A 14,710-nucleotide genomic window follows, 5' to 3' on the forward strand; every position below is an offset into this window, starting at 1 on the left:
GTGGACGCCCGCCCGGCGGCCGCCCGGACGGCCACCGGGACGGTCGGTGCGCAGGTCGGCGGGGTCGGCCGGCAACCGGAGCGGGGCGCCCGGGCGTCCGACTGGGTACGGTGTGCGGGCGGTGTGATCGGACGAGAGGAGCTGACGTGTCCGAGGAGACGAGCGGCGGACCGGGCGGCTCCGGGGCGACCGGGCGGCGGGGCCGGCCGCTGCGGCGGCTGGCGACCGGGTTCGTGGCCCTGCTGGTGGTGGCCGGGCTGGTGCTGTACCTCAACCGGGACAAGATCGTCGCGCCGCCCGAGGGCTGCACGATCGACACCGCGGCCGGCTCGGGCACGCTGGACCTGACCCAGGCCGCCAACGCCGCGACGATCGCCGCGGTGGCGCTCTCCCGCGGGCTGCCGGAGCGGGCGGTGACCATCGCGCTGGCCACCGCGATGCAGGAGTCCAAGATCCACAACCTGGACGGCGGTGACCGCGACTCGGTCGGGCTGTTCCAGCAGCGCCCGTCCCAGGGCTGGGGCACCGCGGCGCAGATCAAGGACCCGGTGTACGCCACCAACAAGTTCCTGGACAGCCTGGTCAAGGTGCCCGGCTACGCCCGGCTGCCGCTCACCGACGCGGCCCAGCAGGTGCAGAAGAGCGGGTTCCCGCAGGCGTACGCCAAGCACGAGACCAACGCGACGCTGGTCGCCGCCGCGCTGACCGGCCGTGAGCCGGCCGCGCTGACCTGCGTGGTGCACGAGCTGTCCGCCCCCGCGCCGGCCGTGACGACCGCGGCGTCCACCGCGGCCACGGCCCCGCCGGCCACCGCGCCGGCGGCCGCCTCCCCCGCCGCCGGGCAGCAGCCCGTCGGGCTGACCGAGCGGGTGCGCCGCGAGTTCGGCCGGGCGGTGGCCGTGGCGCCCGCCCCGAAGGCCGGCAAGGACCCGCGCGAGATGCTCGCGCTCACCCCGCAGCCGACCGCCACCGCCGACTCCGGGCCGAACGCGACCCGGCAGGCCGGCTGGGCCGTCGCCCAGTGGGCGGTGGCGCAGGCCCAGGACCTCGGGATCGGCAGCGTGCTCTTCGACGGCAAGGTCTGGCGGGTGGACCGGCCGAAGGACGGCTGGAAGGCCCAGCCCGAAGGCTCGGGCACCGACCAGGTGCTGGTCGGCCTCGGCACGCCCGCCAAGAAGTAGCCGGGCCGGCCGGCCGGATTGACGGACTGGTGAGCGGGTTACCGCCCAACGGGTGATTCGCGTCAATGCGGGGTTACCCCCACAGGCGCCGGAGGCCTGCCGGGCACCGGTCCGCGCGCGGCCTTGCGCGGACCTGCCACGCCAAGGGAAGTGACGATTCTTCGACGGCGCTCGACCGGGGCGATATGTCCGGAATGCCAGAAAGAGGATCGTCCGATCTTTAGCAACCCTTTACCTTGACGGCCCGAAACCTTCTCGCTCCTCTAGCGGTAATCACGTCGTCCGCCCGACAGACACCCGTCGCCACCGACATCCGTCGCCGGGGGCCGCGCCGGGCATCCTCACCTCTTAGGAGCACCATGTCTCACCCCCTCAAGCGCCGGATCGCCCAGGCCGCGCTGCTCGTCGCAGCAGCCGGTGCGGCGCCCATGGCAGTCGCCGGGAGCGCGTCCGCCGCCGACCTGGTGCCGCAGACGGACCTGGGGGCCGGCCTGACGTCCACGCTCGACAACGCGCCCAGCTCGTCCTCGACGGTGCAGGACACGGCCCACGAGTTCGGCCAGGTCGCCGGTGCGACCGGTGCGCAGACCGTCGCGACCGGTGTCCCGCTGGCCGCCGACGCGGCCGGCAAGACCGTGGCGCACGCCCTGCCGGACACCAACGAGGCGCTCGGCAAGGTGACCTCCCCGGCCGCCAAGACCGCCGCCACGGCCGGCACGGTCTCCAAGCTGGCCGCCGTGGCCGGCCCCGCCCTGGTCGACCGGGTCGGCCCGGCGCTGACCGACAAGGTCGCGCCCGCCGTCACCGACAAGGTGGTCCCGGCCACCACCCGCAGCGCCTCCGCCGCCGGCTCCCCGCTCGGCGCGGCCACCGGGCTGCTGCCCACCAACGGCCTGCCCACCAGCGGCCTGCCCGGCACCGACGCGCTCACCGGCCTGACCCACGCCGTCCCCGGCGCCGACGGCCTGACCTCGCTGGCCCACCCGGCCGCCGAGAACCGGCTGGGCGGCGTCCCCGGTCTCGGCAGCTCCCCGCTGGACGGCCTGACCGGCGGGCTCGGCCCGATCGGCGGCCTGCTCGGCGGGATCGGCGGCGGCGGCCTGGGCGGCTGACGCGGCCGCCCCTCGGGTACCGCGAAGGGGCGGGCGCACGGTGTGCGCCCGCCCCTTCGGCATGCCGTCCTCAGGCGGTCAGCCGCTCCACCGCCGCCGCCACCCGCTCGTCGGTGGCGGTGAACGCCACCCGGACGAACCGGTCGCCGGCCGGGCCGTAGAAGTCACCGGGCGCCACCAGGATGCCCAGCCCGGCCAGCTCGGCCACGCTCTCCCAGCACGGCCGGTCCTGGGTCGCCCAGAGGTACAGGCTCGCCTCGGAGTGCTCGATCCGGAAGCCGTACGCCTCCAGCGCCGCCCGCAGCGCCGAGCGCCGGGCGGCGTACCGCTCGCGCTGCTCGGCCACGTGCGCGTCGTCGGCCAGCGCCGCGACGGTCGCCGCCTGCACCGGGGCCGGCACGATCATCCCGCCGTGCTTGCGGATCTCCAGCAGCTCGCGGACCACCACCGGGTCGCCCGCCACGAAGGAGGCCCGGTAGCCCGCCAGGTTGGACCGCTTGGAGAGCGAGTGGACCACCAGCAGACCCTCGTGGTCGTCGCCGCACACCTCGGGGTGCAGCACCGACACCGGGTCGGCCTCCCAGCCGAGCTCCAGGTAGCACTCGTCGCTGACCAGCAGCACCCGGTGCTCGCGCGCCCACCGCACCGCGCGGCGCAGCTCGGCGGCGGGCAGCACCCGGCCGGTCGGGTTGGACGGCGAGTTCAGCCAGAGCAGCCGGACCCGGGAGCCGTCCAGCTCGTCCACGGAGTCGTACGCGACCGGCTCCGCCCCGCACAGCCGGGCGCCCACCTCGTAGGTCGGGTAGGCCAGCCGCGGGTACGCCACCTGGTCGCCCGGGCCGAGCCCGAGCTGGCCGGGCAGCCAGGCCACCAGCTCCTTGGAGCCGATGGTCGGCAGGACGGCCTGCGGGCCGATCCGCGCGCCGAGCCGGCGGCCCAGCCAGCCGGCGATCGCCTCGCGCAGCTCCAGCGGGCCCCAGACGGTCGGGTAGCCGGGGCTGTCCGTGGCGGCGGCCAGCGCCTTCTGGATCAGCTCCGGCACCGGGTCGACCGGCGTGCCCACGGAGAAGTCGCACAGTCCGCCCGGATGGGCCAGTGCGGTGTGCTTGTACGGCTCCAGCTTGTCCCAGGGGAAGACCGGCAGGAGGTCGGAGACGCGGCGCGCCGCCCCCGGGTGGCCCGGGAGCGGCGCGCGCTTGCTGTTCTCGATGCTCACAGCTGTGCTGCCACCGATCAGTGCTCGGCGTTCTGCGGCGGCAGAGCGGCGATGAACGGGTGGTCGGAGTCGATCACACCGAGCTTCGAGGCACCACCGGGCGAGCCGAGGTCGTCGAAGAACTCGACGTTCGCCTTGTAGTAGTCCTTCCACTCCTCCGGAGTGTCGTCCTCGTAGAAGATCGCCTCGACCGGGCAGACCGGCTCGCACGCACCACAGTCGACACACTCATCCGGGTGGATGTAAAGAGAGCGCTGGCCCTCGTAGATGCAGTCAACCGGGCACTCTTCGATGCACGCCTTGTCCTTGACGTCGACACAAGGCTGCGCGATGACGTAGGTCACGCTGTCGTTCCTCCTCGGAAGGGCTGCCGCCCTACTGTTTACTCGGTCGCGCGGGTGAGCGCGGCGTCGTCGATGCCCGCCCCTAGTATCGCGGGTCTAGGACCACAAATGCACAGGAGGTGCCCTTGATGACAGGTGGGATCCCGGCCACGGGCCGTCCGGAGGTCCGGATAGACCGTTCTGACGTGGGGCGACGGGTGTCCGTCCGCCGCCTGTCGGAGGTCGTGGACGGCCGCCCGGTGTTCCGCGATGCGATCGGGGTGCTCCAGTCCTGGAACGATCATGGCCTGACCGTGGTTCCGCGCTCCGGGGAGTCGGTCACCTTCCCGGAGGACCTGCTGGTGGCCGGCAAGGCGGTGCCGCTCTTCCCGGCCCGCCGGGCGCCGCTGCCGGAGGTCTCGCCCACCGAGCTGCAGCGGATCGCGGCGGCCGGCTGGCCCGCGGTCGAGCAGCAGCCGCTCGGCGGCTGGACGCTGCGCGCCTCGGCCGGCTTCACCCGCCGGGCCAACTCCGTGCAGGCCCTCGGCGACCCCGGGATGCCGCTGCCGGCCGCCCTGGACGCGGTCCGGGCCTGGTACGCGGCCCGCGGGCTGCCCGGGTACGTCGAGGTGGTCACCCCCGGCTCGCCGGCCGGGCTGGCGGCCGAACTGGAGCGGGACGGCGCCGCGCTGGCCCCCACCCAGGTCCGGCTCGCGCCGCTGGCCGCGCTCGCCGCGCTGGCCCGGGAGCCGCAGGCCGTCCGGCTGTCCCGGACGGCCGATGCCGGCTGGCTGTCGCTCTACCGCCGGGTGACCGGCGACGCCGAGGTCGAGCGGGCCGCGCGGCAGGTGCTGCACGGCGGGCCGTCGGTGTGGTTCGCCGCCGTGCCAGGCGCCGTGCCCGGCGCACCGCCGCTGGCGATCGGGCGCCTGACCGTGCACGGCGCCTGGGCCTGCTTCGGCGCCGTCGAGGTCGCGCCGGCCGCCCGCCGCCGCGGCCTGGCCACCACCGTGATGGCCGTGCTGGCCGCCCGCGCCGCCGAGGAGGGCGCCCGCGGCGGTTTCCTGCAGGTCGAGGCCGAGAACGACGCCGCACTGGCGCTCTACGACCGACTGGGCTTCACGACCAGTCACACTTACCACTACGCCCGTCTCTCCCAGCGGTAGCCCGAGGCCCCCGCCGCACCACCCCGACCCGCACCAGCCCGCACCAGCCCGCACCGCCCCGACCCGCACCACCCCGAGCCGCGCCGGGGGACCCACCCCGCCCACCCCGCCCATCCCGTACCGACGAAGGCTGCTGTGACCGAGCAGAGCAGATCCCGCTTCCGCACCGCGGCCAGGGCCGAGCACCCCGACCCGGTGCTGCTCTGCCTGCTGGCCGCCGCCGAGCACACCCTGGGCGAGCTCGGCCGCCCGGAGGGCACGGAGGAACCGCCGACCCTGGACGCCCTGCTGTCGGCCTGCCACGCGGCCCTGGACCGGCACGCCGCCGCGATCCGGCACGCCGTCCTGGAGCGCGGGCCCAACGGGCCGGAGGAGACGGCCGCGCTGCTGGCCGCGGTGCTGGGCGGCCGCGAGCGCTTCCACGGCCGGCAGGCGGACTACCGGCGGCTGGAGTCCTCGCTGCTGCCGGACGTGCTGCGGCGCCGGCGCGGGCTGCCGATCACCCTCTCGCTGGTGTGGAGCGAGGTCGCCGCCCGGGCCGGGCTGACCGTGCACGGCATCGCGCTGCCCGGGCACTTCATCGTCGCGGTCGGCGCCCCGGAGGGCGGCAACGACTTCGTACTGGCCGACCCGTACCACGGCGGACGGCTGCTCGACCTGGCGGACGCGGCCAAGCTGGTGCACGCCGCCGGACAGCGGTTCAGCACCGAACTGCTCACGCCGGCCCAGCCGTTGGACATCGTGCTGCGGGTACTGGGCAACATCCGCAGCTGGGCGGCGGACCGGCCGGAGCAGGCCCGCACCCAGCTCTGGGCCACCGAGCTCGCCCTGCTGCTCCCCCGGCACCCGGCCCAGCTCCGCCTGGAGCGGGCCGAACTCCTGGTCCGCACCGGCGACTTCCTGGCCGGCGCGGCCGAGATGGACTCCTACGCCGAGATCCTGGACGCCTTCGACCCGGAGGCCGCGACCCGGGTCCGGCACGAGGCCAAGGCGGCCCGCCACCGGCTCAACTGACCGGCCGTCAGGACCGGTCGGTCAGAGCCAGCCCTTCTCCCGGGCGACCCGGACCGCCTCCGCGCGGTTGCGCGCGGCGGTCTTCTGGATCGCCATCGACAGGTAGTTGCGCACGGTGCCCTCGGACAGGTGCAGCCGCCTGGCGATGTCCGCGTTGACCGAGCCGTCGGCGGCCGCCGCCAGCACGTCCCGCTCCCGCCCGGTCAGCGGATTGGCGCCCTCGGCCAGCGCCGCCGCGGCCAGCGTCGGGTCGATCACCCGCTCCCCGCGCAGCACCCGGCGGATCGCCTCGGCCAGCTCGGCGGCCGGCGCGTCCTTCACCAGGAAGGCGTCCGCGCCCGCCTCCATGGCCCGGCGCAGGTAGCCCGGCCGGCCGAAGGTGGTGGCGATCACCACCTTGGTCCGCGGACGCTGCCGGCGCAGCTCGGCGGCCGCCTCGATCCCCGTCATCCCGGGCATCTCGATGTCCAGCACGGCCACGTCGACCTCGTGCGCGACGGCGGCCGCCACCACCTCGTCGCCGCGCGCGACCTGCGCGACCACGTCGATGTCCCCTTCGAGCCCGAGCAGCGCGGCGAGCGCCTCCCGGACCATCCCCTGATCTTCCGCCAGCAGAACTCTGATCACTTCGGCAGACTATCGGCCGCGCCCACCGGCACGGTCCGCAGCGGCACCAACGCCCGCAGCCGGAAGCCCTTGCCGCGCGGCCCGGCCCCGCTCTCCAGCCGGCCGCCGACCAGTTGCAGCCGCTCGCTCAGACCGCAGAGCCCGTTGCCCGGCGAGGACTTGCCCGGCCCGCGCCCGTCGTCGGCGATCTCCAGCACGGCGTAGCGCTCGCCCTCGCCCTCCCAGACCTCGTCCAGGGTGACGGTGCAGACGGTCGCCCCGGCGCCGTGCCGGACGATGTTGGTGACGGCCTCGCGCAGCGCCCAGGCCAGCGCGCCGGCCTCCTCCGCGCCGAGGGCCAGGTGACCGTCGGCGACCGTGGGGCTCGCCTCGACGGCGATCTGGGCGGTCGACAACGCCGTCCGGGCGGCGGCCAGTTCGACCGCCAGGGTGGGGCGCCGGAAACCGCTGACGGCCTCCCGGACGTCGATCAGCGACTGCCGGGCCACCTTCTCGATGTCGGCGACCTGCGCCCGTGCCTCGGGCTGCTTGTCCTGGTCGAGGAAGCGGCCCGCCAGCTCGCTCTTGATGGTGATCAGCGACAGCGAGTGCCCGAGCAGGTCGTGCAGGTCGCGGGCGAGGCGCAGCCGCTCCTCCGAGGCCGCCAGGTGCGCCACCGTGGCCCGGGCCTCGCGCAGCTCCCGCATGGTGGAGATGAGCCGCTGCAGGCCGGTCATCGCGAGACCGCTCAGGAAGCACGGCAGCAGGATCGCGACCAGGGTGTCGCTCTCGGCCCGCACCAGCAGGGCGATCACCAGCGTGAGCAGGGTCACCGCGACCACGCCGCGCACCCCGAGGGCGCTCGGCAGCACCGTGGCCACGCAGACCGAGGCGTAGGTGAACAGCGTCAGCCACGCCTCGCCCAGGGTGAAGGAGGTGACGATCGCGATCGCCAGCATCCCGGCGACCACCACGTACTGCCCGTACCAACCGCCGGGCCTGGTCGAGCGGATCACCACCAGCGCGAGGTAGGAGCCGACGAAGACCGCCAGCGCCAGCGAGCCGGCCACCACGGCCGCGGTGCCGTGCCGGCCGCCGGTCAGGTCTTTCACCGGGTAGATCAGGTAGACCATCCACAGCGTCATCCAGCTGAGCTTGACCAGCAGCTGCCGCCGGTTCTCCACCGGCTGCCCGGGCGCGATCGCGAACGTGCCGGAGCCCCGGCCCCGCGCCGAGGGGTCGGCGGAGGGCAGGGGCTCGGAGGGCTTCGACATGGTGGCCATCATGCCGCCTTGCCGTCCTTGCGGTACAGGTAGGCCGCGGCGGCGACGAACACGGCCAGGAACCCGGCCAGACCGGCCACCGCGACGGTGTCCAGCCCGTGCCCGGGCCGGGTGAAGGAGGCCAGCTGGTTGTACAGGTACACCGGGTTGAAGCGGGCGAAGCTCTTCAGCGAGTCGGAGACCGGGAACCAGGTGCCGCCGAACAGCGCCATCAGCATGTAGACGATCATCACGATCGGCTGCACCGCGTCCGGCTCGGCCGCGTAGCCGAGCGCGACACCCAGCGCGGCGAAGACGAAGCTGCCGAGCCACAGCGCCAGGGCCAGCCCCAGCCACTGCCCGGCGGGCAGCCGGACGCCCTCGATCGCGCCGATCGCGAAGACCACCCCGATCGCCGGGAGCGTGGTCACGGCGCAAGCCGCGATCTTGCCCACGGTGTAGGCCCGGCCGGGCAGCGCGGTCAGCCGCAGCTGGCGCACCCAGCCGCTCTTGCGCTCCAGCGAGATCTTCTGCGCGGAGCCGGTGAGCACCGCGCCGACCGCACCGAAGGTGGCCATCGAGACCATGAAGTAGGACTTGGCGGGGATCCCGCCGGCCACCTCGCCGCCGCTGTAGGCGTTGATGAAGAAGACGTACAGCAGCGCCGGGTAGAGCAGCGTGAACATCAGGTACCGCTTGTTGCGCAGGGTGCGCATGATCTCCAGCTGGATCAGGGTGGTCATCGCGTGCTCTCCTCGAGGGCGTCGTCCTGGGCGTCCTTCTCACCCGTGATGGTCAGGAAGGCCTGCTCCAGGCCCAGGCTGGTGACCTCCAGCCCGCGGGGGTACAGGCCGGCCCGGTAGAGCCCGGCCACACCCGCGTCCGCGTCGGTGGAGCGGATCCGCACCGTCCGCACGCCGCCCGGCTGGCCGGTGACGTCCAGCCCCACGGTGCCCGGCAGCGCCCGCAGCACCGCCTCCTCGAACGCGCCGTCCTCGGGGTGCAGTTCGAAGCCGATCCGGCGCGCGCCGGCCTTCGCCTTGATCTCGGCCGAGGTGCCGTCCGCGATCAGCCGGCCCCGGTGCAGCACCAGCACCCGGTCGGCGATCGAGTCCGCCTCCTCCAGGTAGTGGGTGGCGAACAGCACCGTGCGGCCCTCGGCGGCCTGCGCCCGCATCGAGGCCCAGAAGGCCTGCCGGACGGAGACGTCCATGCCGGTGGTCGGCTCGTCCAGCACGATCAGGTCGTTGGCGCCGGCGATCGCCAGCGCGAACCTGACCCGCTGCTCCTGGCCGCCGGAGAGCTTGTCGACCCTGCGCTCGGCCAGCTCCGTGATGCCCGCGTCGCTCAGCACCCGGTCCACCCGGTGGCCGCGCGGGTGCACGGCGCAGGCGAACGTCACCAGCTCGCGGACCTTGACGTCGGCCATCAGCCCGCCGCTCTGCAGCATCGCGCCGACCCGGCCGGCCGCCACGGCCGCCCGGGGGCTGCCGCCGAACAGCGAGACGCTGCCCCGGTCGGGGTCGCGCAGGCCGAGCAGCAGGTCCAGGCTGCTGGACTTGCCGGCGCCGTTCGGCCCGAGCAGCGCCACCGTCTCCCCCGGCCGCAGCACCAGGTCGAGGCCGTTCACCGCCCGGACCCGGCCGTAGCTCTTGCTCACGTCCCGGAAGGCGGCGACCTCGCCCCCGGGTGTCCGTGCCACCGTGCTCATCCGTCCCGGTCCTCTCCGACTCGGCCGCTGGTCGGCCTGACTCCTCAAGACTCCTCGGAACGCGGATCCGCGGTCAGTGTGCGCCGTCGTGTCCTCGGCATGACGGATGTCATGGGTACGGCCGGGACCCGCGGGCGGGTCCCGGCCGTCGAGGAGCGGCTGCTCAGCGGGCGAGCGACTGCTTCAGGAAGTCCACCTGGAGCAGCAGCAGGTTCTCCGCGACCTGCTCCTGCGGCGTCATGTGGGTGACGCCGGAGAGCGGCAGCACGGTGTGCTGGCGCCCGGCCGCCAGCAGGGCGGAGGACAGCCGCAGGGTGTGCGCGGCGACCACGTTGTCGTCGGCCAGCCCGTGCACGATCATCAGCGGCCGCTCCAGCTTCGGCGCGTCCTCGATCAGCGAGTTGGCCCGGTACACCTGCGGCCGCTCGGCCGGGTGGCCCAGGTAACGCTCGGTGTAGTGGGTGTCGTACAGCTGCCAGTCGGTCACGGGCGCACCGGAGACCGCCGCGTGGAACACGTCCGGGCGGCGCAGCACGGCGAGCGCCGCCAGGTAGCCGCCGTAGGACCAGCCCCGGATCGCCACCCGGTCGAGGTCCAGCGGGAACTCCTCGGCCAGCGCCCGCAGCGCCTCCACCTGGTCGTCCAGGGTGACCTCGGCCAGGTCGAAGGCGATCGCCTTCTCCCAGGCCGGGCTGCGCCCGGGGGTGCCGCGCCCGTCCGCGACGACCACCGCGAAGCCCTGGTCGGCGAACCACTGCGAGGTCAGGTGCGGGTTGTGCGCCTGGACCACCCGCTGGCCGTGCGGCCCGCCGTACGGGTCCATCAGCACCGGCAGCCGCCCGTCCCGCTTGGCCTCGTACCCGGTGGGCAGCAGGACCGCGGCCGGGATCCGGCGCGCGCCGGCGAAGCGGAACACCGGGCGGGCGGTGAGCAGCGGCGTCTCGGCGTACGAGGCGATGGTGGCCAGCTCCTGGTCGCCGCGCAGCACCCGGACGGCCGCGCCGGGGCGCTCGGCCGAGCTGGTGGCGAGCACCGTGACGCCGCCGCCGTGCACGGCCGAGGCGGCTCCGTCGCCGTTCGGCGCGAACGGCCGGACACCGCCTCGGTCGGCCCGGAACAGGCCCTGCCAGCCGGGCGGCAGCTCCTGGTCGGTGGCGCCCGCGCCGGCGCTGAACAGCACGGCCTCGTCGGTGATCCCGAAGACCGAGCGCAGGTGCAGGCCGGAGTCGGTGACGGTCCGGTCGCCGACCACCAGGGCGCGCACCCCGCCGTCGTCGGCGATCCGGACCAGCCGGCCGTCCGGGGTCCAGGCCGGGACGCCGGGGAAGAGGTCGAGCCAGACCTCGTCCTGCTCGGCCAGCAGCAGCTCGGTGGCGCCGGTGGCCGGGTCGACGGTCCGGATCTGCTGGCTGCGCTGGTCACGGGCCTGCACCAGGAGCAGCGGCGGCCCGCCGGCCGACCAGTGCACCCGGGCCAGGTACGGGAAGGCCTCGCGGTCCCAGCGGACCTCGGTGCGCCCGCCGTCCAGGTCGATCAGCCACAGGCCGACCTCGGCGTTGGGGGTGCCGGCCGCCGGGTAGGCGACCTCGGTGGGCACGGTGGCCGGGTTGGCCGGGTCGGCGATCCACCAGCGCTGCACGGGCGCGTCGTCGGCCCGCGCGGCGAGCAGCCGGTCGCTGTCGGGGGACCACCAGTGGCCGCGGTCGCGGTCCATCTCCTCCTGGGCGATGAACTCGGCCTGGCCCCAGGTCACGCCCGCCCGCTCCGGGGTGGCCAGCGCCCGGTCGTCGGCGCCGTCGGTGCGGGTGATCCGCAGCTCGCCGGTGGTGGTGGCGTAGGCCACGTACGCGCCGTCGGGTGAGGGCCGCGGGTCGAGCAGCGACCCGGCCGCCGGGAGCTCGCGGGCCCTGCCGGCGGTGAGGTCGGCGGCGAACAGCCGGCCGGAGAGGGCGAAGGCGGCGAGCTCGGCGGCGCCGTCCAGCGCGTACCCGACGATGCCGGCCGAGCCCTCGCGGCTGCGTTCGCGGCGGGCCTTCTCGGCCGGCGAGAGGTGCTCCTCGCCGCCCCCGAGCAGGGCGGCCGGGTCGGCGGCGACCTGCTCCCGGCCGGTGGCGGTGTCCACCGTCCAGAGCAGGTTGGCCCGGCCGGTGCCGGGGCCGGACCGGAGGAAGACGACCCGGGAGCCGTCGGGTGCGACGGCGAAGGAGCGGGGCGCGCCGACGGTGTAGCGCAGGGTGCGCGCGTACTGCCGGGGGAAGGTGTCCGCGGGGTTCTCGGTGGTCATGGCACCAGACCCTATGCGCTGGCGCCGCGGTGATCACTCGTTCGGCGCAGCCGGCCGCGGCCGGTCCGAACGGGCTCCCGCCCCCTGCGGCGCCGGGCCCGGGAGCGGCCCGCCCGGCGGCTCGCCGCCCGGGCCGCGCTCACGGAACGTCATGCCGCGCTCACCGATCGGGTATGTGTTGTCCCATCGATCCGGATCCGGAACGTCCTGTTCCCACCGGCTCCGGAGCGACCGCAGGTCCCCGCAGGTCCCGACCGCCGCCCCGCCCGCGGGCGGCGCACCCGAGAAGGGGTGTGAGCCGTCATGGCTTTGTCCATCTCCGCCGCCGTCCTGATGCTGGTCGTCGTCTGGCTGCTGATCCGCCGGTCCGGTCTGAAGCCGGTGCACGCGATCATCTGTGCGCTGCTCGGCTTCTACCTGGCCTCCAGCTCGATCGCGCCCTCGATCCAGCAGGTGACCACCAACGTCGCAGGGATGATCAATGGCCTGAAACTCTGACCGCGCCCCTGCTCGATAGGCTGCCGGGCATGACCGCTGCCGACGACCAGCCATCGCGACGCCTGCTGCTGGTGCACGCCCACCCCGACGACGAGTCGATCGTCTCGGGCGCCACCATGGCGCGCTACGCCGCCGAGGGTGCCCAGGTCACGCTGGTGACCTGCACCCTCGGCGAGGGCGGTGAGGTGATCGGGCCCGAGCTGGCCCACCTGACCGCCGACCGGGAGGGCACCCTCGGCGAGTACCGGATCGGCGAGCTGGCCGCCGCGATGCGCGAGCTCGGGGTCACCGACTTCCGCTTCCTCGGCGGCCCCGGCCGGTACCGGGACTCCGGGATGATGGGCGTGGCCGAGAACGAGGACCCGGCCTGCTTCTGGCAGGCCGACGTGGACGAGGCCGCCGGCCGGCTGGCCGCGGTGGTCCGCGAGCTGCGGCCGCAGGTCCTGGTCACCTACGACGAGCGGGGCGGCTACGGGCACCCGGACCACATCCAGGCGCACCGGGTGGCGGTGCGCGCCTTCGAGCTGGCGGCCGACCCGGAGTTCCGGCCCGAGCTCGGCCCGGCCTGGCGGATCGTCAAGGTCTACTACGCCCGGATGCCGCGCTCGGTGATCGAGCAGGGCCTGCGGGACGCCGCCGCCAAGGCCGCCTTCCCCGGGGTCGCGCAGGTCGGCGACGTGCCCGGGGTGGTGGCGGACGGGGTGGTGACCACCGTGCTGGACGGGACGGCGTACGCCGGGGCGAAGGCGGCCGCGATGCGGGCGCACGCCACCCAGATCACCGTGGACGGCCCGTTCTTCGCCCTCAGCAACAACCTCGGGCAGCCGCTGATCGCGACCGAGTACTACCAGCTGGCCCACGGGGAGCTCGCCGGAGAGCGGCCGGAGAGCGACCTGTTCGCCGGCATCGAGCAGGAGGAGCAGCGGTGATCAGGCGATACGTACGGGCCCTGCTGGGCAGCCGGGCCGAGCGGCTGGCCGAGCCGATGCCGCCGCGCGGCGGGCGCCTGGCCGCCTACGTGCTGCTGTTCGTGCTCGGCGCACTGGTGTCGCTGTGCGGAGCGTTTGTGCAGGCCTTGTGGCCGCCGGCAGGGCTGCTGCTGGCGCTGGCCGCGACCCTGGCGGTGTTCTACGGCGGGCTCCGGCTGACCGGCACCAAGCTGGGCGCGGGCATCCCGATGGCCGGCTGGTTCGCCGTGCTGCTGGTGCTGATGACCCCGCGCCCGGAGGGCGATCTGGTCATCTCCACGGCGGTGACCTCCTACCTCTACCTCTTCCTCGGCTCGGTCGGCGGCGTGATCTGCGCGACCCTGCCGACCAGGTCGGGCTACGGCTTCGGAGTGCCGCGGACCGACGGGCAACGGGCAGTCAGGGCGCCCCGCCCGTAGTCTCATACCGGAGGATTCGGACGTATCGGGTTCTATCCGATCCAGGTCGCCGGGTGCCACTTCCCAGTAAGGTGGTCCCGCGGCAGCGGCCCCCGGTGCCTCCGGAGGCCGGTCGGGAAGGTACCTTCGACCCCATTCCCGCGGTGGCCCGGTGCCACCGCCGCAGCCCACACGTGAACAAGCTGGTGTCGGAGGGGTCGCTCCGCTCCCTCGCGCGGCGGCAGACGCCGTACGACAGGGCGGACACCCCACAACCCGCGGTCGGCGCCCCAGGCCCGAGCGCGAACCCGGAGCAGAGCAGCATTGAGCAGCCGCGAATCTGACAGCGCGAACCCGCAGCCCCGCCGTACGGGCCCGGACGCCTATCCGTCGGGCACCCCGCCGTACGGCACGGGTGTGCCCGGCGGCTTCGGCGCCGACCAGTTCAGCCAGGCCGGGCAGCCCGCCGCGGCACCCGAGCTGCCGGCGGACGACGACCTGCCGAAGACCGAGACCACGCTGACCACCCGGGTGCGGATCAACATCCCCGGGTCCCGGCCGATCCCGCCGGTGGTGGTGCGCTCCCCGGTCAAGAACGAGGACGGCCCCGCCGAGCCGGAGGCCGCCCCCGCGGGGCAGCCGCCCGGTGCCCGGCACCGTTCGGACGCCGGCTCCTCGCCGGTGCTCGGCGTGATGGACTCGGGCGCCCGGGCCGGCTCGGCGCCGAACCTGCCGCCGGAGTGGCAGGACCGCCCCGCGGCCGGTGCCGCCCCGGCGCCCGGCGCGACCAGTGAGGCCGAGTCGACCGGCGAGTGGTTCAAGCCCCGGCAGAAGGGCGCCCCCGCTCCCGTGGCGGCCGGAGCGGGCGCACCGGTGGGCCGCGGCGCACAGAAAGAGGCCGGTTGCAGCCTGTTGGGGTCCGTCGGTCCCGAAGTCGTGTATAGAAAACTTGACACCAGGTCCAGGCTGCT

At 74.7% G+C, this 14,710-nt stretch carries 14 protein-coding genes and 1 pseudogene; 8 read left to right on the plus strand and 7 right to left on the minus strand.

Features of this window, described 5'->3' with window-relative positions; genetic code table 11:
- Window positions 1–146 precede the first annotated feature (146 nt).
- Together AB0K43_RS26035 and AB0K43_RS26040 are read left to right on the plus strand one after the other, a co-directional pair.
- On the plus strand, window positions 147–1,181 hold the full coding sequence (locus AB0K43_RS26035) for a hypothetical protein (RefSeq protein ID WP_363643795.1): 1,035 nt from the start codon (window positions 147–149) through the stop codon (window positions 1,179–1,181).
- Window positions 1,182–1,540: 359 nt separating this feature from the next.
- Window positions 1,541–2,293: a hypothetical protein gene (locus AB0K43_RS26040; RefSeq protein ID WP_363643797.1), complete on the plus strand. Its 753-nt coding sequence runs from the start codon at window positions 1,541–1,543 to the stop codon at window positions 2,291–2,293.
- Between the two features lie 70 nt (window positions 2,294–2,363).
- Here AB0K43_RS26040 and dapC read toward each other — a convergent pair whose 3' ends face one another.
- Together dapC and fdxA are read right to left on the minus strand one after the other, a co-directional pair.
- Window positions 2,364–3,509 (minus strand): succinyldiaminopimelate transaminase, encoded by a 1,146-nt coding sequence (gene dapC / locus AB0K43_RS26045; protein ID WP_363643798.1) that lies wholly within the window; start codon window positions 3,507–3,509, stop codon window positions 2,364–2,366.
- 17 nt (window positions 3,510–3,526) lie between these two features.
- Complete coding sequence (fdxA, locus tag AB0K43_RS26050) at window positions 3,527–3,853, minus strand: ferredoxin (protein ID WP_350637826.1); 327 nt, start codon at window positions 3,851–3,853, stop codon at window positions 3,527–3,529.
- Window positions 3,854–4,050: 197 nt separating this feature from the next.
- On the opposite strand from fdxA, the gene AB0K43_RS26055 reads away from it, so the two are divergent.
- Together AB0K43_RS26055 and AB0K43_RS26060 are read left to right on the plus strand one after the other, a co-directional pair.
- The gene (locus AB0K43_RS26055; RefSeq protein WP_363643800.1) at window positions 4,051–4,998 is read left to right on the plus strand and encodes a GNAT family N-acetyltransferase; all 948 of its coding nucleotides are present in this window, start codon (window positions 4,051–4,053) and stop codon (window positions 4,996–4,998) included.
- A 135-nt stretch (window positions 4,999–5,133) separates the two neighbouring features.
- Complete coding sequence (locus AB0K43_RS26060; protein WP_363643802.1) at window positions 5,134–6,012, plus strand: transglutaminase-like domain-containing protein; 879 nt, start codon at window positions 5,134–5,136, stop codon at window positions 6,010–6,012.
- Window positions 6,013–6,033: 21 nt separating this feature from the next.
- Here the strand turns inward: AB0K43_RS26060 and AB0K43_RS26065 are convergent, their stop codons facing one another.
- From AB0K43_RS26065 to AB0K43_RS26085, 5 genes are all read right to left on the minus strand, one after another.
- On the minus strand, window positions 6,034–6,606 hold the full coding sequence (locus AB0K43_RS26065) for a response regulator transcription factor (RefSeq protein WP_363643828.1): 573 nt from the start codon (window positions 6,604–6,606) through the stop codon (window positions 6,034–6,036).
- A 29-nt stretch (window positions 6,607–6,635) separates the two neighbouring features.
- On the minus strand, window positions 6,636–7,892 hold the full coding sequence (locus AB0K43_RS26070; protein ID WP_363643804.1) for a sensor histidine kinase: 1,257 nt from the start codon (window positions 7,890–7,892) through the stop codon (window positions 6,636–6,638).
- Window positions 7,893–7,900: 8 nt separating this feature from the next.
- On the minus strand, window positions 7,901–8,623 hold the full coding sequence (locus AB0K43_RS26075; protein WP_363643806.1) for an ABC transporter permease: 723 nt from the start codon (window positions 8,621–8,623) through the stop codon (window positions 7,901–7,903).
- Window positions 8,620–9,591: an ABC transporter ATP-binding protein gene (locus AB0K43_RS26080; protein ID WP_363643808.1), complete on the minus strand. Its 972-nt coding sequence runs from the start codon at window positions 9,589–9,591 to the stop codon at window positions 8,620–8,622. The genes AB0K43_RS26075 and AB0K43_RS26080 overlap by 4 nt, the downstream gene beginning before the upstream one ends.
- A 163-nt stretch (window positions 9,592–9,754) precedes the next feature.
- Complete coding sequence (locus AB0K43_RS26085) at window positions 9,755–11,875, minus strand: alpha/beta fold hydrolase (RefSeq protein ID WP_363643810.1); 2,121 nt, start codon at window positions 11,873–11,875, stop codon at window positions 9,755–9,757.
- Window positions 11,876–12,178: 303 nt separating this feature from the next.
- Between AB0K43_RS26085 and AB0K43_RS26090 the strand changes: the two genes are divergently transcribed.
- The 4 genes and pseudogenes from AB0K43_RS26090 to AB0K43_RS26105 form a co-directional block, all read left to right on the plus strand.
- Window positions 12,179–12,373, plus strand: coding sequence for a DUF2304 domain-containing protein (locus AB0K43_RS26090; protein ID WP_350637818.1), 195 nt, complete (start codon window positions 12,179–12,181; stop codon window positions 12,371–12,373).
- A gap of 29 nt (window positions 12,374–12,402) precedes the next feature.
- Window positions 12,403–13,302, plus strand: a complete 900-nt coding sequence (gene mshB, locus AB0K43_RS26095; protein ID WP_363643813.1) for an N-acetyl-1-D-myo-inositol-2-amino-2-deoxy-alpha-D-glucopyranoside deacetylase — start codon at window positions 12,403–12,405, stop codon at window positions 13,300–13,302.
- Window positions 13,299–13,760 carry a DUF6113 family protein gene (locus AB0K43_RS26100; RefSeq protein WP_363643815.1) on the plus strand — a complete coding sequence of 154 codons (462 nt, stop codon included), beginning with the start codon at window positions 13,299–13,301 and terminating at the stop codon, window positions 13,758–13,760. The genes mshB and AB0K43_RS26100 overlap by 4 nt, the downstream gene beginning before the upstream one ends.
- 303 nt (window positions 13,761–14,063) lie before the next feature.
- A pseudogene (locus AB0K43_RS26105) lies at window positions 14,064–14,710 on the plus strand (hypothetical protein); the annotation flags it as partial.

It is taken from the genome of Kitasatospora sp. NPDC049258 (assembly GCF_040678895.1).
Classification (GTDB): Bacteria; Actinomycetota; Actinomycetes; order Streptomycetales; family Streptomycetaceae; genus Kitasatospora.

Coding starts and splice junctions, on each gene's coding strand:
- AB0K43_RS26040 (WP_363643797.1), top strand. CDS start 1,541: ATGTCTCACCCCCTCAAGCGCCGGATCGCCCAGGCCGCGCTGCTCGTC.
- AB0K43_RS26065 (WP_363643828.1), bottom strand. CDS start 6,606: ATGGTCCGGGAGGCGCTCGCCGCGCTGCTCGGGCTCGAAGGGGACATC.
- AB0K43_RS26070 (WP_363643804.1), bottom strand. CDS start 7,892: ATGTCGAAGCCCTCCGAGCCCCTGCCCTCCGCCGACCCCTCGGCGCGG.
- AB0K43_RS26075 (WP_363643806.1), bottom strand. CDS start 8,623: ATGACCACCCTGATCCAGCTGGAGATCATGCGCACCCTGCGCAACAAG.
- AB0K43_RS26080 (WP_363643808.1), bottom strand. CDS start 9,591: ATGAGCACGGTGGCACGGACACCCGGGGGCGAGGTCGCCGCCTTCCGG.
- AB0K43_RS26085 (WP_363643810.1), bottom strand. CDS start 11,875: ATGACCACCGAGAACCCCGCGGACACCTTCCCCCGGCAGTACGCGCGC.
- AB0K43_RS26090 (WP_350637818.1), top strand. CDS start 12,179: ATGGCTTTGTCCATCTCCGCCGCCGTCCTGATGCTGGTCGTCGTCTGG.
- mshB (WP_363643813.1), top strand. CDS start 12,403: ATGACCGCTGCCGACGACCAGCCATCGCGACGCCTGCTGCTGGTGCAC.